Origin of the sequence: Methylophaga sp. OBS4, assembly GCF_026319305.1 — a bacterium.
In the GTDB taxonomy this organism is placed as follows: domain Bacteria; phylum Pseudomonadota; class Gammaproteobacteria; order Nitrosococcales; family Methylophagaceae; genus Methylophaga.
The window spans coordinates 33,701-56,598 of sequence record NZ_JAPDMV010000017.1 but is presented as its reverse complement, the minus strand read 5'-3'; the positions used below and the strand labels follow the sequence as shown (position 1 = coordinate 56,598).

The 22,898-nt window shown below is 49.3% G+C and carries 19 protein-coding genes and 1 tRNA gene; all 20 read left to right on the top strand.

Annotated features, from left to right (window positions below; translation table 11 throughout):
* Positions 1-36: 36 nt before the first annotated feature.
* The 20 genes from OMP95_RS07010 (at position 37) to rpsO (ending at position 22,765) form a co-directional block, all read left to right on the top strand.
* Positions 37-789 carry a YdcF family protein gene (locus OMP95_RS07010; protein WP_323135115.1) on the top strand — a complete coding sequence of 251 codons (753 nt, stop codon included), beginning with the start codon at positions 37-39 and terminating at the stop codon, positions 787-789.
* An 84-nt stretch (positions 790-873) separates the two neighbouring features.
* A complete protein-coding gene (rsfS, locus tag OMP95_RS07005) occupies positions 874-1,230 on the top strand; it encodes a ribosome silencing factor (RefSeq protein ID WP_266327348.1) in 357 nt (118 codons plus the stop codon).
* Positions 1,227-1,697, top strand: coding sequence for a 23S rRNA (pseudouridine(1915)-N(3))-methyltransferase RlmH (gene rlmH / locus OMP95_RS07000; RefSeq protein WP_266327346.1), 471 nt, complete (start codon positions 1,227-1,229; stop codon positions 1,695-1,697). Before rsfS ends, rlmH begins: the two co-directional genes overlap by 4 nt.
* Positions 1,694-2,281: a Maf family protein gene (locus OMP95_RS06995; RefSeq protein WP_266327344.1), complete on the top strand. Its 588-nt coding sequence runs from the start codon at positions 1,694-1,696 to the stop codon at positions 2,279-2,281. Before rlmH ends, OMP95_RS06995 begins: the two co-directional genes overlap by 4 nt.
* Positions 2,271-3,743: a ribonuclease G gene (rng, locus tag OMP95_RS06990; protein ID WP_266327342.1), complete on the top strand. Its 1,473-nt coding sequence runs from the start codon at positions 2,271-2,273 to the stop codon at positions 3,741-3,743. Before OMP95_RS06995 ends, rng begins: the two co-directional genes overlap by 11 nt.
* Before the next feature lie 8 nt (positions 3,744-3,751).
* Positions 3,752-7,555, top strand: a complete 3,804-nt coding sequence (locus OMP95_RS06985) for a YhdP family protein (RefSeq protein ID WP_266327340.1) — start codon at positions 3,752-3,754, stop codon at positions 7,553-7,555.
* Between the two features lie 431 nt (positions 7,556-7,986).
* Entirely contained in the window at positions 7,987-9,429 is a 1,443-nt protein-coding gene (gene tldD, locus OMP95_RS06980) for a metalloprotease TldD (protein WP_266327338.1), read from the top strand.
* 9 nt (positions 9,430-9,438) lie between these two features.
* Positions 9,439-10,491 (top strand): tRNA (5-methylaminomethyl-2-thiouridylate)-methyltransferase, encoded by a 1,053-nt coding sequence (locus OMP95_RS06975; RefSeq protein WP_266327336.1) that lies wholly within the window; start codon positions 9,439-9,441, stop codon positions 10,489-10,491.
* Positions 10,488-10,715: a sulfurtransferase TusA family protein gene (locus OMP95_RS06970; protein WP_266327334.1), complete on the top strand. Its 228-nt coding sequence runs from the start codon at positions 10,488-10,490 to the stop codon at positions 10,713-10,715. Before OMP95_RS06975 ends, OMP95_RS06970 begins: the two co-directional genes overlap by 4 nt.
* Before the next feature lie 179 nt (positions 10,716-10,894).
* A complete protein-coding gene (gene glnA, locus OMP95_RS06965) occupies positions 10,895-12,304 on the top strand; it encodes a glutamate--ammonia ligase (RefSeq protein WP_266327332.1) in 1,410 nt (469 codons plus the stop codon).
* A 103-nt stretch (positions 12,305-12,407) separates the two neighbouring features.
* Positions 12,408-13,031, top strand: a complete 624-nt coding sequence (locus OMP95_RS06960; protein WP_266327330.1) for a DUF4124 domain-containing protein — start codon at positions 12,408-12,410, stop codon at positions 13,029-13,031.
* A gap of 186 nt (positions 13,032-13,217) precedes the next feature.
* Positions 13,218-14,270, top strand: coding sequence for a nitrogen regulation protein NR(II) (glnL, locus tag OMP95_RS06955; RefSeq protein ID WP_266327328.1), 1,053 nt, complete (start codon positions 13,218-13,220; stop codon positions 14,268-14,270).
* A complete protein-coding gene (gene ntrC / locus OMP95_RS06950; RefSeq protein WP_266327326.1) occupies positions 14,260-15,666 on the top strand; it encodes a nitrogen regulation protein NR(I) in 1,407 nt (468 codons plus the stop codon). The genes glnL and ntrC overlap by 11 nt, the downstream gene beginning before the upstream one ends.
* A 53-nt stretch (positions 15,667-15,719) precedes the next feature.
* Positions 15,720-15,796, top strand: a tRNA-Met gene (locus OMP95_RS06945).
* Positions 15,797-16,223: 427 nt separating this feature from the next.
* On the top strand, positions 16,224-16,670 hold the full coding sequence (gene rimP / locus OMP95_RS06940; RefSeq protein ID WP_266327324.1) for a ribosome maturation factor RimP: 447 nt from the start codon (positions 16,224-16,226) through the stop codon (positions 16,668-16,670).
* Between the two features lie 76 nt (positions 16,671-16,746).
* Positions 16,747-18,261 carry a transcription termination factor NusA gene (nusA, locus tag OMP95_RS06935; RefSeq protein ID WP_266327322.1) on the top strand — a complete coding sequence of 505 codons (1,515 nt, stop codon included), beginning with the start codon at positions 16,747-16,749 and terminating at the stop codon, positions 18,259-18,261.
* A gap of 3 nt (positions 18,262-18,264) precedes the next feature.
* Positions 18,265-21,048 carry a translation initiation factor IF-2 gene (infB, locus tag OMP95_RS06930; protein ID WP_266327320.1) on the top strand — a complete coding sequence of 928 codons (2,784 nt, stop codon included), beginning with the start codon at positions 18,265-18,267 and terminating at the stop codon, positions 21,046-21,048.
* Entirely contained in the window at positions 21,048-21,419 is a 372-nt protein-coding gene (rbfA, locus tag OMP95_RS06925; RefSeq protein WP_266327318.1) for a 30S ribosome-binding factor RbfA, read from the top strand. The genes infB and rbfA overlap by 1 nt, the downstream gene beginning before the upstream one ends.
* A 14-nt stretch (positions 21,420-21,433) precedes the next feature.
* The gene (gene truB, locus OMP95_RS06920) at positions 21,434-22,360 is read left to right on the top strand and encodes a tRNA pseudouridine(55) synthase TruB (RefSeq protein ID WP_266327316.1); all 927 of its coding nucleotides are present in this window, start codon (positions 21,434-21,436) and stop codon (positions 22,358-22,360) included.
* Between the two features lie 135 nt (positions 22,361-22,495).
* Positions 22,496-22,765, top strand: coding sequence for a 30S ribosomal protein S15 (rpsO, locus tag OMP95_RS06915; RefSeq protein WP_266327314.1), 270 nt, complete (start codon positions 22,496-22,498; stop codon positions 22,763-22,765).
* The last annotated feature ends 133 nt before the right edge of the window (positions 22,766-22,898 follow it).

Here is a 22,898-nt window from a genome sequence, read left to right as displayed (position 1 = left end):
AAAATCACCTGGGGTTTTTTAAGCCCGAGCAGTCTGATGATCTGGTTATTGCTACTGACCACGCTGCTGCTGTGGCTGAATTATGTGCGTCAAACTAAACGTTTATTGTTGCTACTCAGCCTGGCGGGATTTTTCATGCTGGCCTACCCCGTCAGTGATTGGCTGATGTATCCACTGGAAACTCGTTTCAGCCAGCTGGAAATTCTGCCCGAGTCAATTGATGGCATTGTGGTATTAGGGGGGGCAGAAGAATTAAAACTGTCCAGAAGCTGGAACAGTGCTGAAGTCGGTCAAGGGGCAGAGCGTATTCTGGCGGCTGCCAAGCTGGCGCAACATTATCCGGATGTACCGATCATTTACACCGGTGGCAGTAATCTGGTGCAGATGCAGGATCTGGATAAAAAAGGTGTTATCTCCAAAGCCTTGCTGATACAGGCAGGGGTTGATGAAAGCAGGCTGATTCTGGAATCAGACTCACGTAATACCTTTGAAAACTTTTTGAGGATCAAACCGGTTTTACCGCAAGCCGATGGCCGCTATTTACTGGTCACCTCAGCATTTCATATGCCGCGTTCAGTAGGTGTTGCCCGTCAGCAGCAAATCAATGTCGTGCCTTATCCGGTGGATTTTCGCAGCAATCATCCGCAGTACCGTTACTGGGATTTTGATCTGTTTGCGCATTTGCAAGTGTTGGAGTCCGCCTGGCACGAATGGCTGGGACTGAGCGTTTATTTTTTAACCGGGAAAACGGCTGAATGGTTGCCGGCTGACGATCAAACCGCACAATAAAGACGATAAGAATGCAGCCGGATAAAACAACTCTGACTGCCCTTGCGTTACACTATATTTAACTATATCTAAACGGAGAGCCCTATGGAGGCTGAACAACTCAAATTATTGGTTATTGACGCTTTGGAGGATATTAAGGCAGAAGATATTCAAGTGCTGGATGTCACCGAAATGACCGATGTGACTGACATCATGATTATTGCAACGGGTAAATCTACTCGACAGGTCAAAGCTTTGGCAAATGAAGTGGTGATGCAGGCTAAAGCAGCAGGCATTCAGCCACTGGGTGTGGAAGGTGAAAACATCGGTGAATGGGCGTTGGTTGATCTGGGTGATGTGATTGCTCATATCATGACCCCGCAAACCCGCCTGACCTACAACCTGGAAAAACTGTGGAGTGTCCCCGAAAACAACGAGCAGGTATCGGCTGACAAGGAATGAAAATAAACCTGGTTGCCGTTGGCAGTAAAATGCCGGGCTGGGTCACACAAGGTTTTGAAGAATACAGCAAACGTCTGCCTCGAGAGTGCCAGCTGCAACTGATCGAAATCGGACCGGCAAAGCGCGGTAAAACCGGCCAACCTGAGCAATGGAAAAAAGACGAGGCGACACGTATTCTCGCAGCCATTCCGGACAGTCACCATGTGGTAGCGCTGGAAGTCACCGGTAAACCCTGGAGCACGGAACAGCTTTCTTCTCAAATGCAGAACTGGCTGGCGGATGGCCGCGATGTGTCGCTAATCGTAGGCGGTCCCGACGGCTTAGATAACAGCTGCCTGCAACGTGCCGGGCAGCAATGGTCCTTGTCTGCGCTGACCTTGCCGCATCCGCTGGTGAGAATTGTGCTGGCAGAGCAACTTTATCGCGCCTGGACCATTTTGCAGAATCACCCTTATCACCGCTCATGAAATTTCCTTCTTTGTATCTCGCTTCAAAATCACCCCGGCGACGTGAACTTCTGCAGCAAATGGCAGTCGATTTTGCTGTAATCAGTCCCGAAGTGGATGAATCTGTTATTGATGGAGAAGCGCCGGAACAATATGTCAGGCGTATTGCATTATCTAAAGCAGAAGCGGGCAAGGCACTGCTTTCAGACGCAGACCGGAAGCCGGTACTGGCCGCAGACACCGCCGTGGTGCTGAACAAGCAGATATTCGGCAAACCGGTCGATGAACAAGATGCCAGAACTATGTTAAAACAGCTATCGGGTCAAACCCATCAGGTCATGACCGCGATTGCTTTGGCTTTTGAACAACAACTTGAAAGTAGTGTTTCGATCAGTGAGGTGACTTTTGCTGAGCTGAGTGAACAACAAATTGACTGGTATTTGCAAACGGGAGAGGGGGCAGATAAAGCTGGCGGTTATGCCGTGCAGGGCTTGGCCGCACTGTTCATTGAGCAGATACGCGGCAGTTACTCGGGTATTATGGGGCTGCCGATCAGGGAAACAGGACAATTATTAATTCGGATGGATAGCGACAGTGAGCAGTGAAATATTAATCAACGTTACCCCCAGTGAGACGCGTGCTGCCGTTGTTGAAAACGGCGTATTGCAGGAAGTATTCATAGAAAGAAATGAATATCGTGGTTTAGTCGGCAATATCTACAAAGGGAAGGTTTGCCGGGTATTACCCGGTATGCAGGCTGCATTTGTTGAAATTGGTCTGTCCAGAGCCGCGTTTTTACATGTCTCTGATATTTCCATTCCTAAAGGCCAGACCGGCGATCTGAAAGAAGCGCCCAATGTAGAACCGACTATAAGCAGTCTTTTGCGTGAAGGGCAGGAAATTCTGGTTCAGGTCATCAAAGATCCGATGGGCAGCAAAGGCGCCCGTCTGACCACACAACTTTCTGTTTCGTCCCGCTATCTGGTTTACATGCCGGAGACGGAAGGCATCGGCGTGTCGCTGAAAATCGAAACTGAAGAAGAACGCGAGCGCCTGAAAACATGCCTGACCGGCCTGCTGGAAGCAGGGACGGGCGGATATATCCTGCGCACAGCGGCGGAAGGCGTATCTGAAACGGAATTGCAGGCTGATCTGACGTTTCTCTACCGTCTGTGGTCCAAGTTGGAAGAACGTAAACAATCAGTCAAATGCGGCGAACCGCTGCATGAAGATTTGCCGCTGGCAATGCGAGCGTTACGGGATTTGTTTTCAGCCGATATCGAGCGTATCCGCATTGATGCCGAAGAGACCTTTGAGAAGGCCGTGAGTTTTGCCGAAGGTTTTATGCCGGAGTGTGCGGCCCGCCTTGAGCATTACACAGGTGAATTGCCATTGTTTGATCTGTTTGCCGTGGAAGATGAAATTCAGAAAGCGCTGGATCGGAAAGTCCCCCTGAAATCAGGTGGCTATCTGATTTTTGATCAGACTGAAGCGATGACTACCGTTGATGTGAATACCGGTGGCTTTGTGGGCCATAAAAATCTGGAAGAAACCATTTTCAAGACCAATCTTGAAGCCGCGCATGCGATTGCCCGTCAGCTCAGGGTCAGAAATCTGGGCGGCATTATTATTATCGATTTTATCGATATGGAAGAAAAAAGCCACCGCGAACAGGTGCTCAGAGCGCTGGAAAAAGCCATGACATTTGACCGGGCACGCCACAATATCAGTGCGGTGTCTGAGTTGGGCCTGGTAGAAATGACCCGAAAGCGGACCCGTGAAAGTCTCGGTCATATTCTATGTGAACCATGCCCTTGCTGTGAAGGTAAGGGCTATACTAAAAACGTGGAAACGGTTTGTTATGAAATTTTCCGTGAAATCATGCGTGAAGCCAAACAATACGAAACCCAGCAGTTCCTCGTGCTTGCCTCGCAGGATGTGATTGACCGTCTCAATGACGAAGATTCAACCAAAGTGGCGGAATTGGAGCAATTGATTGGCAAACCGATTCTGTTCCAGTGCGAAGTGCAGTATGGCCGTGAACAGTTCAATGTGGTGTTAATGTAGGCGGCCTTATGTTATTGCGCAGTCTTCATATTGCCAGCCGCCAGCTGTTCTATTTGCTGGTCTTCGGCATCATCCTCGGTTTACTGGGTATGCTGGCGGCCGTGTGGCTGTCTGATGAGGTGACAAAACGCAAAGACGAAATTGCCCAGTGGGCCAGCCAGCAGACTGGCTATCCGGTTGAAATCGGTGATGCCGGGCTTTATTGGTTTGATCTGATTCCCAAGCTGGAAGTGCGCCAAGTGCGGTTGTTGCAGAAAACCTCTGCCACCCCCATCGCGACAGCGGACAATATGTATCTCAGCCTGGATATACTGGCTACCTTGCAGCAAGGTGAGCCGGTAGTGGCTGATGCCAGTATCAACGGCGTACACATTGCAATTGAACGCAGTCTTGAAGGTCAGTTGCGGTTGACCGGACTGGAATCAGGTTCCCGCCAGTTTTCAACCACATCCTTACCGGATGTCGTGCGCTGGTTTACCTGGCTGAAAAAACTGGAACTGGCCAACATCGATGTTAAATATCTTGATAATAAGCAGCCGGACTGGTCCGGTCAGTATCAGGCACTGGCAGCCGAACTGATCTTTGATGCCAAACAATGGCAGGGTGATATCACCATCGGTTTGCCTGCCCATCTGGGTAATGCGATCATGTTCAGCGGTCAGGCAGATGTGACGGATGCCTATACCCTGGACGCCTGGCAATGGCAGCTGCAAGGTGAAGATTTGCAACTGGCGCCCATACTGCGGGAACAGGATTTACAAGGCATTACTGTCGAGCAGGGTAAGGTCTCGGTGAGCTTAACTGCCAGTCAGAATGGGGCCGGGCACTATAAAGCCGATATGGACCTTGAACTCGATCGGGCCGTATTGGCTTCTATCAAGCAAAATGAGGTTTTTGACAAGGTCAGTGTTGAGCGTTTGCAAGGCAAGCTGGCATGGCAAAAACAAAAACAAGGCTGGCAACTTCAGGGCCAGGATTTGCTATTGCAAGTGGATGGTGAGTCATGGCCGGTAACCCAGTTCAAGCTGGGTCAGGATGAGAAAGGTTTATTAATTGCGCAAACAGATTTTCTGCGCTTGAGTGATGTCACCGCGGTAGCATTGTTAATGCGTCATGTACCGGAAGTGCTGGTCGGAACTAAACCGGCTGGGGATATCAGCAGTCTCGATCTGAGTTATTCCCAAGAGCAAGGATTTGAAAAGCTGGTATTGCAGGCACACGGTGTTGCCATGCTGCCCTGGCAGGATTATCCGGGTGCCAACAATCTCAGCTTTAATTTGAACTGGCAGCAGGGTCGGGGAAAAATCAGGTTTAACAGCCATCAGACTACAGTTTATGCCGAGACATGGCTGGATGATGCGGTGTATCTGGAATCATTCACAGGACAATTAAACTGGCAACAAGAGGATGATTACTGGCAGCTTAGTACGGCTGGGCTGAAGTTATGGAATGATGATTTGAGTCTGCGGCTTGAGGGTAGTATTGAACAGCGCCAGCAGTTATTTGATACAGATATCAAGCTGACAATGCAGGATGTCGTGGTCAATCACTGGCAGGCCTATGTGCCACAACGTATTCTTAGTGATGACTTTCGTGAATGGTCTGAGAATGCCTTCAAAGCAGGGCGTATCACAGAAGGTGTGATTACGATGAAAGGTAATCCCCGCGCTTTTCCCTTTGAAGACGCGCCTGAACAGGGGCGCTTTGATATGAATTTACAGATACAGGATGCGCAGTTGCACTATGCATTGGGCTGGCCGGACCTGATGAATGTGAATGGTGTGGTGACTGGCCAGGGTAATAATCTGTTAATTAAGAGCCAATCAGGCAGCATCGCTGGTTTTGCGGTTAACGACGTTACTACCACGATTAGTAACCTGGTTAAACCCAAGCCAGTCCTCAAGGTCGATGGTTTGCTCAACGGCACGACGCACGATGCTTTGGCTTTTTTGCACAATAGTCCCCTCAAACAACGCTTTGGCAAGCTTGCCGACTGGGTTAAGGTAAAAGGCAAAAGCGATATTCAGCTCGCGTTGATGATTCCGCTGACTGACCTGGGTGCATCTCAGGCCAGTGGTTACGTCATATTTGAAGATAGTGCCGTAACTACATCTGCTGTGCCTGAGTTGTCGGTTACCGCTATCAAGGGGCGGCTTGATTTCGATAATAATGGGGTATCAGCCAAAAATATCAGCGCGGTGGCAATGGGTGAGGTTGTTGATATTAACGTAGCGCCGACCGATAGTCTGACCCTGGTGAGCATTAACGGCCTGACTCAAGTGACAGCATTGAATCAAATCTGGCCTGGCGCCGTGCCGGCGTTCGTTGAAGGACGTGCAGCTTATCTGGCGCAGATCGCGATTAGTGAACCCAAACCGAGTGAGTTCAACGTTGATGTCAATATTGAATCCGATCTGCAAGGCGTCAAAATCGATGCGCCGGCCCCACTGGGGAAACTCTCGACACAAAACCGCCCGCTGCGCGTGTCTGTTAATGAGCGGCCAACCGGTGATATTGCATATCAGGTGGCATACGATAACTGGCTCAATGCCGCATTTATGATCAAGGATAATCAGGCACATGGACAAGTGATGCTGGGAGGAGGAAAAGCGAAAGCAGGGGCACAAGGTTTAGAAATTGCCGGTCATATTCAGGATTTTGCCCTGGATGAGTGGTTGGCATGGCAAGCACGGCAGCCTCAGTCTGCTGAGAGCGCATTGACCCAAAATATCAGTGCCATAGACATTACGTTGGCCCAGATAGAATTAGCACAGCAATCTTTGACCGATATTCATATTGCTGCCAAACAGGAGACTTCTGACTGGCAGATTGACCTCGACTCTCCACAATTCAAAGGTCATATCAGCTTGCCGCATGAACTCAATGGTACGATGCCACTTACTGTCGACCTGGACTATCTGAAACTCAAACTGCCGCAAACAACATCCGATTCCGAGCCCACAATAACAGCATCATTATGGCCCAGTATGCGAGTGGATATTGCTGCACTGGAAATCGATGATGTGACGTTGGGACGCTTGAACCTGAAAGCAAACCGCACAGCGTCGAGCTGGTCTCTGGAAGCAGGCAGTCTGGAATCCGAAGTGATGAGTGCTTCAGCCACCGGCAGCTGGACACGTGATAACAAGGTAGATCGCAGCCAGTTTGATATTATTGTATCCAGTGAGGATTTGAAAGCGCTACTGGCACACTTTGGCTATCTGCAAGCAATCGATGCGCAACAGACACAAGTTATCAGTAAACTGAATTGGTTGGGGGACCCGGTGGCGTTTTCACGCGATAACCTCAATGGCACGCTTGATTTGACTGTAGGTCGCGGGCAACTGCTGGATGTCGAACCGGGCGCAGCAGGGCGCATATTCGGTTTGCTGAGTATCGCAGCCATTCCCCGCAGGCTGGCGCTCGATTTCAGTGATCTGTTTGGCAAGGGGCTGGATTTTAGTTCAATCAACGGCAGTTTCATGCTTGGTAACGGTATCGCACATACGGATGGTTTAACCATGCTGGGCGATTCTGTCACGATTAAGGTGATGGGACCGATAGATTTGATTAATAAAACCTATAATCAGACGGTAAAAATCACTCCGAATGTGTCATCAACGCTGCCGCTGGCCGGCGCCGTGGCCGGCGGGCCGGTGGGACTGGGTGTCGGTACGGCTATTTTGCTGTTCGATAAACTGGCTGGCAACATCTTTGACCGCAATATTGTGAATCTGATTAGTTATAACTATCAGCTCACGGGGCCTTGGGACGATCCCAATATGAAGATTGTCAACCCGGCTGCAAACTAGGGTCTGTTTATCTTTCATATCCACCACAGCTGGAGGCTACTTTTGTGTCCGGCAAGGCGGAAAGAGTGCCGTGTAGCCATCCTACATAAGCGATTGACAAATGGGTCTGGAACCCATTTGAACAGCCGGGCTGGCCGCGAAGCGGTGAAATACAGGGATGTATTTCATACAACGCCGCCAGGCGCAAAAATAGCCCCAGCCCTCCGGGTTGTCAGCTGAAAAAGCGCCACTCTGCGTGGCCTACATGGATGTAGGTCAGGGGCGTGAGCAGGATGCGGAAGCTTTGCTCGTCGTTTGTTTAGAATGGCTAAACTACTCTCCTCGCGCCTTAATTGACGCTTTTTCAGCTCACAACAGAGGCGGAGATGAAAGATAAACAGGCCCTATAATCTGGTATGATCACAGGTTTAAAGCAACCATAACTTCTTTTAATGAACACATCTATTTCTGAACAAGTGCAACAGCAGTTACTGCTGCCTGCCGGTCTTACTGATAACGATCTGGAGAATGCGCTGGCCACCACTATGACGCGTGGTGTCGATTATGCCGATCTGTATTTTCAGCAGTCGCGACAGGAAAGCTGGGTGCTGGAAGACGGGATTATCAAAGATGGCGGTTATCACCTGGAGCAGGGCGTGGGTGTGCGTGCGTGCAGTGGTGAGAAAACCGGTTTTGCTTATTCTGATGATTTAGTACTGCCGGCCTTACACAAGGCTTCTAAAGCGGCGCAAGCGATCTCGCGTCAGGGGAAAGAGGCCAGTTGTGCAGTCTGGCAGCGTCAAACCATACCGAGACTTTATTCGCACCATGATCCGATTTTGGCACTATCAGTTGAGGAGAAACTCAGCCTTTTGCGCGAGGCGGATGCGGCCGCAAGAGCTGCTGACTCCCGGGTCAAACAAGTCAATGTCAGTCTGGCCGGGGGCGTGGATACAGTACTGATCGTTGCCAGTGACGGCGCTTATGCTACCGATATCCGGCCGCTGGTGCGGATGAATGTCAGTGTTATTGTCGAAGCTAATGGCCGTCGTGAACGCGGTAATGCCGGTGGTGGCAGACGCATGGACTACCGTTATTTTCAGAACAATAATCTGGCGGTGGTGTATGCCAAAGAGGCCGTTAGACTGGCCTTGGTAAATCTGGAAGCCGTAGCGGCACCGGCGGGAACCATGCCGGTTGTTCTGGGTAACGGCTGGCCCGGTGTATTACTGCATGAAGCGGTCGGCCATGGCCTGGAAGGTGATTTCAACCGCCGCGGGACATCGGCTTTTTCCGGTCGTATGGGCGAGCAGGTTGCTTCACCGCTTTGTACCGTGGTGGATGATGGTACGCTGGAATTCAGACGGGGGTCGCTGACCATCGACGATGAAGGTGAGCAGGCACAGTACACCACATTGATTGAACAGGGCAGGTTAACCGGCTATATGCAGGACAAACACAATGCCCGGCTGATGGGGACGCGCAGCACGGGTAATGGCCGCCGTGAATCCTATGCACATTTACCCATGCCCAGAATGACCAATACCTATATGCTGCCAGGCGAACACAAAGCCGAAGAGATTATTGCTTCGGTGGATAAAGGCATTTATGCCGTCAATTTCGGTGGTGGTCAGGTGGACATCACCTCAGGCAAATTCGTCTTTTCAACCAGCGAGGCGTATCTGATTGAGAACGGCAAGATCACACAGCCTGTTAAGGGGGCAACCTTGATCGGTAACGGGCCGGAAGTGATGCAGCGTATTTCAATGGTTGCCGATGATCTCGAACTCGATACCGGGGTGGGTAACTGCGGTAAGGAAGGTCAGAGTGTGCCGGTCGGTGTCGGTCAGCCAACATTGAAAGTGGATGCATTAACAGTAGGCGGAACAGCGTAAGAAAAGAATATGGCAAGACAACATAAAGCAGTCGCACTTATCTCAGGCGGCCTTGATTCAATGCTGGCAGTTCGGGTGATGCAGGAGCAGGGGATAGAAGTCGAGGGGATCAATTTCTATACCGGGTTCTGTGTCGAGGGGCATACCCATGCCATACGTAATCAGGATCAAAACAAACAAAAACGTAATAACGCGCTATGGGTCGCTGAGCAGTTAGGTATCAAACTGCATATTGTCGATGTGATTGAGGAATATAAAGACGTTTTGCTCAATCCGAAACATGGTTACGGCGCCAATATGAACCCTTGTCTGGACTGTAAAATATTTATGGTTGGCAAAGCGGTTGAGTGGATTAAACAGCATCACAAAGACGGATTTGATTTTATTATCACCGGTGAAGTGGTCGGGCAGCGTCCCATGTCCCAGCGTAAGCAGACTATGCCTATAGTCTCGCAAGAGTCCGGTGCCGATGATTTATTGTTAAGGCCGTTGTGCGCCAAAAATCTGCCCGAGACTTTACCCGAGCGTGAAGGCTGGGTGGATCGGGAAAAACTCTACGACTTTCACGGCCGCAATCGCAAGCCGCAAATTGCGCTGGCCAGAGAATTCGGTCTCAATGATTTTGCCACGCCTGCCGGTGGCTGCTGTTTTCTGACCGATAAAAACTACTCAGACAAGCTGGTTGATTTATGGCAGGCCCGTAACAGTCGTGATTATGAAATGGATGACATCATGCTGCTCAAAGTCGGTCGGCATCTCAGACCGGCGCCTGAGTTCAAACTCATCATTGCCCGCGATGCCGGTGAGAGTAAATTTCTCGAGGGCTACCGCAAGCAGTTCATCAGTATTTATGCACTTAGTCACAGCGGGCCGATGGCTTTGATTGACGGCACGCTGAATGAAGACCAATATGCGCTGGCTGCCAGTATTGTTGCCCGCTTTGGACAAGGACGCAGTGCGGATGAGGTAGAACTGGATATTGCTGTGCCGCAGCAAGGTAATCTTCAGATTAAAACCCGTCCGCTGCCCGCTGAAGCAGTGCAGCAGGAGTGGTATGTATGAGTCACGAACAATTGGATGCGAGAAGAATGCTGTGTCCGATGCCGGTGATTAAAACACAAAACCGTGTGGCGCAACTACAGGCGGGTGATGTGATTGATGTTATTTGTACAGATCCAGGCGCTTTGAATGATATTCCGGCCTGGGCTCGAATTAATGGCCATGAAGTTATAGACTCTGTGCAACATGACGATGAGATCGTAATAACGGTTCGAGTTGGTGTGTAGCACTTTAATGGTGCGTTGCAATGTGGTAATGCACCATTGTGGTGCTTCTATCTGATGCGTATGCACCTAAATAGTTGATTTAGCAGAAGTGGAAAGTTGGCGTGAAATCTGCTGTAGAATGTCCCGTGTTTTTTGCGCGATAACAATAGTGCAGTTTTAATATAAATTGGAGAAGTTAAATGTCAGTCGAAAATGTGCTTCAAATGATTAAAGATGAGGACGTCAAGTTTATTGATTTGCGTTTCACCGATACCCGCGGTAAAGAGCAGCACGTTTCTTTCCCTGCTCACAGCATCAATGAAGACACCTTTACAGAAGGTGCTATGTTCGATGGTTCTTCTGTGGCCGGCTGGAAAGGTATCAATGAATCAGACATGATTTTGATGCCGGATCCGACGTCAGCCGTGATGGATCCTTTTATGGATGACAACACATTGATCATTCGTTGCGACATCGTTGAGCCTGCAACTATGCAAGGCTACGAGCGTGACCCGCGCAGTGTTGCCAGACGCGCGGAAGCCTATCTGCAATCTACCGGTCTGGGTGACACCGCCTTCTTTGGTCCGGAACCTGAATTCTTTATTCTGGACGATGTCCGTTGGGGCAGCAATATCTCCGGTTCATTCTACAAAGTCGACTCTGATGAGTCTTCCTGGAATACTGAAAAAGTTTTCCCTGACGGTAATAAAGGTCACCGTCCCAGTGTTAAAGGTGGTTACTTCCCCGTACCCCCGGTTGACTCTCTGCAAGATATCCGTTCAGCCATGTGTCTGACCATGGAAGAAATGGGTCTGGTAACAGAAGTCCATCACCATGAAGTGGCGACTGCCGGTCAATGTGAAATCGGTACCAGATTCAATACCTTGGTGAGAAAAGCGGACGAAGTACAAATACTCAAGTACGTCATTCACAATGTGGCTCATGCTTACGGCAAAACAGCGACCTTCATGCCTAAGCCACTGGTTGGTGACAACGGTAGCGGTATGCACGTCCACCAATCTATTGCTAAAGACGGTGATAACCTGTTCTCTGGTAATAAGTATGGTGGTCTGTCTGAAACTGCTCTGTATTACATCGGTGGTATCATCAAGCATGCCCGTGCTTTGAATGCTTTCACCAACGCCAGCACTAACAGTTACAAACGTCTGGTCCCTGGTTTCGAAGCGCCTGTTATGCTGGCTTATTCTGCCCGTAACCGCAGCGCTTCTATCCGTATTCCTTTTGTTAGCAATCCTAAAGGTCGTCGTATCGAAGTTCGTTTCCCTGATCCGTCAGCAAATCCATACCTGGCATTCAGTGCCATGTTGATGGCGGGCCTGGATGGTATCAAAAACAAAATTCACCCCGGTGATGCAATGGATAAAGATCTTTACGATCTGCCCGCTGAAGAAGCGGCGGAAATTCCAACCGTCTGTCATGCGCTGGATCAAGCACTTGATGCGCTGGATCAAGATCGTACCTTCCTGACTGAAGGTGGTGTATTTACTGACGATATGATCGACGGTTACATCGCTCTGAAAATGGAAGATGTTACCCGTATGCGTATGGAAACTCACCCAGCTGAATTTGACCTGTATTACAGCGTCTGATTTATCCGCGATTGTTTCAAGCGAACAAAAAAAGCGCCTTTCCGGGCGCTTTTTTTATGCCTGATCGTTGCAGATACGACAGCACTGGCATATGCTTCTAATTATGAAAATATCACTGCTTTTATTGTGCATGCTTGTTTTTCCGGCACAGGCTGAAATCTACCGTTGGGTGGATGAGAATGGTAATGTGATTTTTTCAGATGAACCTCCCCACCCGCAAGCAGAACAAATTGAATTGCCGGCTTCTACCACCTATACCCCGGCGATTGAACCGATGCTGGATGATGCTGTCGGCGAAAAACCTGATAGTGCTGAGGCTGATGAGGCGATGGTTCCCGATTATCAGTTGCGAATTGTTTCACCGGCTAACGATGAGAGCATCTGGGTTAACAATGGTAATGTGACAGTGAGTATGATTGTTGAACCGGCTCTGGATGAAGTTCGCGGCGATAAAATCCTGTTGCAGCTGGACGGCGAGGTAGTGGGGCCGCCACAGGCGCTAACATCTTTTCAATTAAACAACCTCAGCAGAGGCACTTACAGTCTGTCAGCAGCCGTGGTCGATAATAACGGTGCGATGCTGAGCAGCAGCGAACCGGTTGTTTTTCATCTGCATAGGGCATCGCTTCGTAACAATCCTACTCTGAATCAGGGGCCGAACCCCAATCCTACTGCTAACCCTAATCCAAACCCTAATCCCTCTCCAGTCACCAATAATGCACCTTAATGGTGCGCATCAACTTAGTTTCAATGCTATCTTGAGCATGAGACTAGCTGGAAGTATTGGGAAGAATGACTTGATAACATTCTCTTGTCCCTGACAATCAACGAGTTATAAGCTTTTAGTCGATACGGTTCTAATAAGTGGAGCGTTTTTTGCTAAAAGCTGTTCATGTATATGAGTGTCACTACAATGAATCATGATGCCCTTGCCAGCAACGAGGTGTTAGAAAACCTGACCACGGCTGTTCTGGTTCTGGATGCGTCGCTACGTGTCTGTTATATCAACACGGCCACCGAAGTCCTGTTTGAAATCAGTCAGCGACAGGCGGAGTATATTCCTTTGCAGACTTTGTTACCCGGTGAAAAACGCCTGTTTCATTCCCTGCGACGGGTAGTGTCTACCGGGCAGGCCTTAATCGAGCGTGAAGTGCACTTATTCCTGCCGGCCAATGGTGAAATTCTGGTCGACTGCGCGATGAAAGTCCTGGATATTGATGAGCCATATGTGATTCTGGAACTGGCACAACTGGATTACCAACAGCGCATCAGCCATGATGAAAACCTGCACACACAGCAGCAGGTGGTACGCGGTCTGGCCCATGAAATCAAAAATCCTCTGGGCGGCTTACGTGGTGCAGCGCAATTACTGGAAAGACAGTTGGCATCAGAAGACCTCAAAGAATATACCCGTATCATTATTACCGAAGCTGACCGACTGCAAAATCTGATGGACCGGATGTTGGGGCCTAATCAGCAACCGGAGAAGAAAGACACCAATATTCACGAGATTTTACAACATGTCAGACAGCTGGTGGATATTGAAGTCGATGAGCGCCTCAAGTTCAAAATTGACTACGATCCCAGTATTCCTGAGTTGTTTGCTGATTTTGACCAACTGATTCAGATTTTTCTCAATATCGTCAGAAATGCCGTTCAGGCACTGAACGGTACAGGTTTGATCACACTGCGAACACGCGTACAGCGTAATATCACCATAGAACAACATTATTATCGTCTGGGCGTGCTGGTTGAAGTCGAAGACAACGGCCCGGGCATTCCCAAAGCTTTACAGGACAGTTTGTTTTATCCCCTGGTGACAGGACGCGCTGATGGTACCGGATTGGGTTTGTACCTGGTACAAAATCTGGTGCAGCGGAACGGGGGAACCATTTCCTGCAACAGTCATCCGGGACAGACTATTTTTTCAGTTATATTTCCTTTGGAGTTAGAGCGTGAACGCTAGTAAATCGATAGCTTGGATTGTCGATGATGACCGATCCATCAGATGGGTCTTACAAAAAGCATTGGAAGCGGTAAATATCACAGTGCGGGCCTTCGAAACTGCCGATGTGGTGTTATATGAACTCAAGCAGGGACAGGAAACGGCACCTGATGTACTGATCAGTGATATTAGAATGCCTGGTATTGATGGTTTGCAGCTGCTGTCTGAAATTAAAGATCGCTATCCTGAACTGCCCGTCATTATCATGACCGCCTATTCTGATTTGGACAGTGCGGTATCAGTCTACGAAGGGGGGGCGTTTGAATATCTGCCCAAACCTTTTGATGTCGACGAAGCGGTTGATCTGGTGCAAAGAGCCATTAGCCACAGTCGTGAACTGGAGAGGGGGCCGACGGAAGACATCAATTTTGGTGCCGAGATTATCGGTGAAGCACCGGCCATGCAGGAAGTCTTCCGTGCCATCGGCCGACTGGCACGCTCTAATATCACAGTGATGATTAACGGTGAATCGGGTACCGGTAAGGAACTGGTGGCGCAAGCGCTGCATCGACACAGTCCGAGACGCCAGGCGCCGTTTATCGCGTTGAATATGGCGGCAATTCCCAAAGAATTGCTGGAATCCGAACTGTTCGGTCATGAAAAAGGCGCTTTTACAGGGGCGCACGTTCAGCGCAAGGGACGATTTGAACAGGCGGATGGTGGCACCTTGTTTCTGGATGAAATTGGCGATATGCCTATTGAACTGCAAACGCGTCTGCTTCGGGTATTGTCCGATGGTGAATTTTTCCGTGTCGGCGGCCACAGCGGTGTCAAAGTTGATGTACGCATTATTGCGGCAACTCATCAGAATCTGGAAAAACTGGTCGAGCGCGGTGATTTCCGTGAAGATTTATTCCATCGGTTGAATGTGATTCGTATTCATATCCCGGCTTTGCGCGAACGCAGAGAAGATATTCCGGCGCTGGTGGCCTATTTTCTCAATAAGGCGGCCAAAGAACTTAACATGGCGACCAAATCTGTAGCGCCTGATGTAGATATGTATTTATCACAATTGCCCTGGCCGGGTAATGTGCGTCAGTTGGAAAATACCTGTCGCTGGTTGACAGTGATGTCACCGGGACAAGTCGTGCAAATGGATGACTTGCCGGTAGAGCTATCCGCAGAAACTGCTGAAGGTGGTGGCCGCCAAGGCAATGACTGGCAGCAGTTATTCCGTCAATGGGCCGCCAATAAAGCCTTGTCCGGACAAGAAGGGGCTTTGGCTGATGTGGTACCGTTAATCGAACAGCTGTTAATGGAAGTGGCACTGGAAAAAACCGCAGGCAAAAGACAGGAAGCTGCCAAGCTTTTGGGTTGGGGCCGCAACACGCTGACAAGAAAACTTAAAGATAATTAGATTCTGGCTTGCATGCCCATATGAAGCTATGTATAATGCGCAGTCTAATCAGGTGCGGGGTGGAGCAGCCTGGTAGCTCGTCGGGCTCATAACCCGAAGGTCGTTGGTTCAAATCCAGCCCCCGCTACCAATTAAGAAGGCTCAAAATAACGTTTAACAAAACGCTATTTTGAGCCTTTTTCATTTGTGGCAATATCAGATAAATTAATATGCTCGTTATAACGTTCCTGCGCATGGGATGTACTGATAAATGGTGCGCCGATCAAATTGAGAATCCCCGATAGTAATGACCTGATGCTCACGGACTCAGAAGCCTTTGCAGTAAAAGCCGGTAAACATGGTTTCAGTTGCCGGAAAGGATCAATTTCTGTTACTATCTCCTGCTTTCTGGAAAGCAATCAGTACCGGTGAGATAATGTTAACCCGGCACAGATGCTTGTGGCAGAGCGGCGAATGATACTGAGCCGCATGACAAATATTTTTAATTCCGGGCCCCTGTATGGGGTTTTTGTTTTTCTGGAGATTTGAATTGGGCCCGAAAGGCTCGATTAAAAGCTATGGCCGTAACTGATCAGGTTGAACAATTAATTGAGGTGTCGATAGAGACCCTGGGTTATGAATTGGTAGGCGTTGAATATATTCAAGGCGGACCAGATCCGATCCTGCGCATCTATATCGATTCAGAACAGGGCATCAGTATCGAAGACTGTGAGAGAGTCAGTCATCAGGTCAGCGGTATTCTGGATGTGGAAGAGCCCATCAGAAGCGCTTATCTGCTGGAGGTGTCTTCCCCGGGCTTTGATCGACCATTGTTCAAGGCCAGGGATTTTGAACGTTTTGCGGGTGCAGAAGCTAAAATTTCAATGAAACTGCCGGTGCAGGGACGACGTAATTTCAAAGGGGTACTGCAGGGTTTCAGTGATGGCGAAATATTAATAGAAGTGGATGGTGAGGTCTATGCCTTACCGTTGGCCAAGTTAGCGAAGGCGAGACTTGTTGCCTAAAAAAAGCGTATTATTGGCGGTTAATAATAGAAAACTTAGGTTGGATTAGTCTGCTGCGTAATCCACTGGGGGCGTGATGAATAACAAAGAAATCTTACTGGTTGTCGATGCCATGTCTAATGAAAAAGGCGTGGGCAAAGAAGTCATTTTTCAGGCAATTGAAGCGGCGTTGGCCATGGCCACCCGTAAACGTTATGACATGGCATTAGATGCACATGTACAAATTGACCGTGTAACCGGCGAATATGAAACATTCCGTCAGTGGTTGATCGTTGAAGATGATGACGAAGCACTGGAGTCTGAAGAAACTCAAATTAAATTGAGTGATGCACTGAAAAAACAGGCAGACGCTGAAGTGGGTGGTTATATCCGCGAACCAATGGAGTCTGTGGAGTTTGGCCGAATTGCCGCACAAACTGCAAAACAGGTAATCGTACAAAAAGTTCGCGAAGCAGAACGGGCCCAAGTTGTTGAGCAATATCGCGAAAAAGTGGGGCAGATGATCCATGGTACCGTCAAACGTGTTGAACGCGGCAATGTTACCCTGGATTTGGGTGGCAATGCCGAAGCCTTTCTGCCGCGTGAAGAGATGATTCCACGGGAAAGTTTCCGTGCGGGAGACCGCATTCGGGGCTATCTGAAAGAAATCAGACCTGAAGGTCGCGGACCACAACTTATCGTCAGCCGGGTAGCGCCTAAACTGCTGATTGAGCTGTTCCGCCTGGAAGTGCCGGAAATCAGTGATGGTATGATAGAAATCAAGGGTGCTGCACGTGATCCCGGCATGCGCGCCAAGATTGCCGTTTTAGCTAAAGAATCACGTATTGATCCGGTAGGTGCCTGTGTCGGTATGCGCGGCTCAAGAGTGCAGGCAGTGACTAACGAACTGGCTGGTGAACGTGTTGATATCATTCTGTGGGATGAAGATCCTGCCCGTTTCGCTATTAATGCCATGGCGCCTGCCGAGGTGCAGTCCATTGTTGTTGATGAAGACGCCCATAGCATGGATATCGCTGTGGAGGACGGGCAGCTTTCACAAGCTATCGGCCGCAGCGGTCAGAATGTCCGCCTTGCCAGTCAACTGACCGGTTGGGAACTGAATGTGATGTCAGCTTCCGATGCGGACAAGAAAGCCGAATCCGAGATTGGTGAACTGATCCAGACCTTTATGAAGGATCTGGACGTCGATGAAGATGTTGCCTTGATCCTGGCTCAGGAAGGTTTTTCCTCTCTGGAGGAAGTGGCTTATGTGCCGGAGCAGGAAATGCTGGATATCGAAGAATTTGACGAAGATATTGTGGCCGAACTGCGTTCACGTGCACGTGATGTTTTGCTTACCAGAGCGATTGCCAGTGAGGAACAGCTGGAATCAGCCGAGCCCACTCAGGAACTGCTTGATATGAAAGGCATGACTAGAGATCTTGCGCTAACGCTGGCCAGTAAAGGCCTGACAGAGTTGGATGATCTCGCTGAACTGGCGGTGGACGAATTGGTTGAAATCGGCGGTATGGATGAAGAACAAGCCGCAGCGCTGATTATGAAAGCCAGAGAATCGTGGTTTGCTAACGAACAAACAGATGCAGGGGAGTAACCAATGAGTGACATGAGGGTTAAAGACCTGGCTGGCACAGTCGGAATTACAGCTGAACGCTTGGTGGAACAGCTGAACGAAGCAGGGATTAACGTCTCAAAGCCTGATGATATGATCACTGAAGATCAAAAGCAGAGCTTATTGAAGTTTCTGCAACAACGTCATGGCAAAACTGCAGATGGTGCTACGGCATCTTCGCCAAAGAAAATCACGCTTAAACGTAAATCACTTAGTGAAATCAAGCTGGGTGGCGCAACACGGGGCGGTAAAAGTGTCAGCGTTGAAGTACGTAAAAAACGTACTTACGTCAAACGCAGTGCTACAGAAGAAGCGGCTGCTGCCGCAGATCTGTTGAAACAGAAAGAAGCGGAAGAGCACGCTGCCGAGGTTGCCCGTCAGGAACAGGAACGGCTGGAGCAGGAAAGCAAGCGCAAGCAGGTTGAAGATGACTCTCGACGTCAGCAGGAAGCGGAGCAGGAAGCAGCTGCGGTAGCGGCAGCGATTGAAGCCGAAAATCAGGCCGCTGAAGAAGCGAGACTGGCAGCTGAAGAAGAAAAGAAAGCGCTGGAAGAAGAAGCCAAAGCCAAAAAACCTGCGGTCAAGAGTAAGCAAAAAGCTGAAGAAGAACTCAGCCCGTCGCAATTGGCACATAAAAAGCTTGAAGAAGCAGATGCCAGACGTCGTGCCGCCAACCTTGCGCGTATAGATGCAGAAAAAGCGCTGGAAGCAAAGAAAAAAGCGCGTGAGGAAGAAGAAGCGCTGGAGAAAGTCAGAGAAGAAGCTAAAGCTGCTGCAGCCGAAGCGCAAGCGAAAGAACAGAAAGCTGATGTCCGCAAAACCAAAGATGCGGAAGTACGTCACAATAAGGATAAACCCAGCCGTCGCGGTCAACGCAAAGAAGAGGATTTCGAGCGCAAAGAACTGCATGTCAGCGAAGGTAAAGCCGGCCGCCGTAAGAAAAAGAAAGGGGTGTCTCAGTCGAGAACAGCGGTTCGCGAAACCGAACATGGTTTCTCTAAACCGACAGCCCCTGTCGTGCATGAAGTAAGTGTGCCGGACACAATCAGTGTGTCTGATCTTGCACAGCGCATGTCTGTTAAAGCCGCTGAAGTGATTAAAACTCTGATGGGGCTGGGAACGATGGCCACCATCAATCAGGTGCTGGATCAAGATACGGCTGTGATTGTGGTTGAAGAAATGGGGCATGTTGCCAAACCCATACATGAAAATGAAGTGGAGCAGGCGTTACAGGTCTCTGATGAAGAGTTGGGTGAAGCCGTTGCTCGTGCTCCGGTGGTCACCGTTATGGGGCACGTAGATCACGGTAAAACTTCCTTGCTTGACTATATTCGCCGTACCAAAGTGACTTCTGGTGAAGCCGGTGGTATTACCCAACATATCGGGGCTTATAAGGTCGAAACCAGCCGTGGTGAAGTCACTTTCCTGGATACTCCGGGCCATGCCGCATTTACTGAGATGCGTTCGCGCGGCGCCAAAGTAACCGATATCGTTATTCTGGTCGTTGCTGCTGATGATGGTGTGATGCCGCAAACAATTGAAGCGGTACAGCATGCGAAAGCAGCTGACTCGGTGCTGATTGTTGCGGTTAATAAAATGGATAAGCCGGAAGCCAATCCGGACCGTGTTAAGCAGGAACTGGCTAACCATGAAGTGATTCCGGAAGACTGGGGTGGCGATGTACAGTTTGTACCTGTATCCGCTTTGACCGGTCAAGGTGTGGATGACTTGCTTGATGCCATTTCCCTGCAAGCCGAAGTAATGGAGTTGTCAGCGCCGGAACAAGGTCCTGCCCATGGTACCGTGATTGAGGCTCGTCTTGATAAGGGCCGTGGTACGGTTGTGACGGTATTGGTTCAACAAGGTACGCTGAAAAAAGGCGATATCGTTGTCGTAGGTCAGGAATTCGGGCGTGTTCGTGCCATGTTCAACGAACAGGGACAACCACTGGACTCTGCCGGGCCGTCTACGCCAGTCGAATTGTTGGGGCTGTCAGGCACACCGGCAGCAGGCGATGAATTACAAGCTGCGCCGGATGATCGCACAGCACGTGAGATCGCTAATTTCCGTCAGACTAAAGCACGCGAATTGAAAATGGCACAGCAACAGGCTGCCAAATTGGATGATATGTTCAACAAAATGGAAGCGGGCGATGTCAAAACCCTCAATGTCGTCATCAAGGGTGACGTACATGGTTCTGTTGAAGCGGTCAGCCAGGGTTTGCAGAAACTGTCGACGGATCTGGTCAAAGTGCGTGTAGTCGGTTCCGGTGTCGGTGGTATCAATGAAACCGATGCACAATTGGCAGCGGCTTCTGATGCAATCCTGATTGGTTTCAACGTACGTGCCGATAATGCTGCCCGTAAGGTCATCAGTGAAAAAGGCCTGGATGTTCAATATTTCAGCATTATTTATGACTTGCTGGATGTGGTGACTAAAGCCATGACCGGTATGCTGGAACCGGTTTACAAAGATGAAATTATTGGTCTGGCACGGGTTGACGATGTGTTCAGTTCACCCAAATTTGGCGATATTGCCGGCTGTCTGGTTATCGAAGGTGTGGTCAAACGCCATAACCCGATTCGGGTATTGCGTGACAACGTGGTTATTTACGAAGGTGAGCTGGAATCATTGCGCCGGTTCAAGGATGACGTCAACGAAGTCAACTCGGGTACCGAATGTGGTATCGGCGTGAAAAACTACAAAGACGTTAAACCCGGGGACCACATCGAAGTTTATGAACGCGTTCTGATGAAACCGGCATTGTAATGGCAAAAGAATACAGTCGAACCAGTCGATTCAGTGAAGTTATTATGCGAGAACTCGCGCTGATGCTCCAGCGTGAGATCTCGGATCCGCGTGTCGGCATGGTAACAGTCTCACATGTGGATGTGACGGCTGATCTCAAATACGCCAAGGTTTATGTCACACGCTTTAATGGCTTTGAATCAGAACAGGATGCCCAGCAGTGTATTCAGGGTCTGAATAGCGCTGCCGGTTATTTGCGTCGTGGTCTGGCAGCTCGTGTTAAACTGCGAAATATTCCCGAGTTGCAATTCGTTTACGATAAAACGCTGGAAAACGGTTTTCGCATGGACGAGTTGATCGCCAAAGCCAACGCACCACGAAAAGAAGACTGAACTTTATATCTATCATGGCCAGACGCAATAAAAAGGGGCGTGATATTACCGGTATTGTGATTGTTGATAAACCTACCGGTCATAGTTCCAATCATATTCTGCAACAGGTCAAACGTCTGTTTGATGCTAAAAAAGCGGGTCATACCGGCAGTCTTGACCCGTTAGCAAGCGGTGTATTGCCAGTCTGTCTGGGTGAGGCGACCAAACTTTCCGGTTATCTGCTTGATGCAGACAAGCAATATCAGGTGACCTGCAAACTGGGTATCACTACCGATAGCGGCGATGCCGATGGTGAAGTCATCAATGAAACGCCCGTGCCAGACTTCAGCGAACAACAGCTCAGAGATATTCTGTCAGCTTTTATCGGCGAACAGGAGCAAGTACCGCCGATGTTTTCTGCCTTGAAGCATCAAGGGCAACCGCTGTATAAGCTGGCTCGTCAGGGAATTGAAATTGAACGTAAATCCCGGCGCATTCACATTTACGATATAACGCTGCTTGATGTTGGCAAAGACGGTTTTACCCTGTCAGTACGTTGCAGCAAAGGTACATATATCCGAACTTTAGTCGAAGATATCAGCCATCAACTTGGCTGTGGTGGCCATGTCACTATGTTGCGGCGTACCGCTGTGGCGGGTTATGTACTTAAAGATGCCATCACACTGGACAAGCTAAAAGCATTGGCTGAGCAGGACGAACAGACGTCACTGGATAATACGCTGGTGCCTGCACATGAAGCTTTGCCTGACTGGCCGGTTATTTCTCTGGATGAGGCGATGACAAAGCAATTGGGATTTGGCCAGTCCGTGCAGACTGAGCAAGATTTTGAGTGCGCAAATGTACGTTTGTTTGATTATAACGGGCAGTTTCTGGGATTAGGTGAAATGATGCCAGATGGCGTCGTCATGCCAAAACGCTTGTTTGTCAACGCGGTATCCTGACGAACTTCTTGTTTAGCAGGGAGAAAGTCGGTAGAATTTGTTAGCCTTAAAAGGTTGGCTGTTCCGGTAAATGTTGCTGGGGCAGTTCAGAATTTAACTGGTAGCCAGAGGCTACAATTAAAGTTGGAGTTTTTAATGTCTATTTCTGCACAGCAAAAGAAAGAAATCATCAGCAAACATGCTCGTTCTGAAGGTGATACAGGTTCAGCTGAAGTACAAATTGCTTTGTTAACAGCGCGTATTACCAACCTGTCCGATCACTTCAAAACAAACATCCATGACCACCACTCACGTCAAGGCCTGTTAAAAATGGTCAGTAGCCGTCGTAAAATGCTGGATTACCTGAAAAAAACAGATATCGAGCGTTACCGTGCCTTGATCGCAGAGTTAGGTTTGCGCCGCTAAGTTGAGTCTGGTGACCGATTTTATGCATAAAACCTCGCCCATAAATATGGGTGCCGGGTTCGTAATATAAAATATGCCCCTGAAGCTGTTGCAGTTTCAGGGGCATATTCGTATTCAGTCAGTTGTGGAGCAG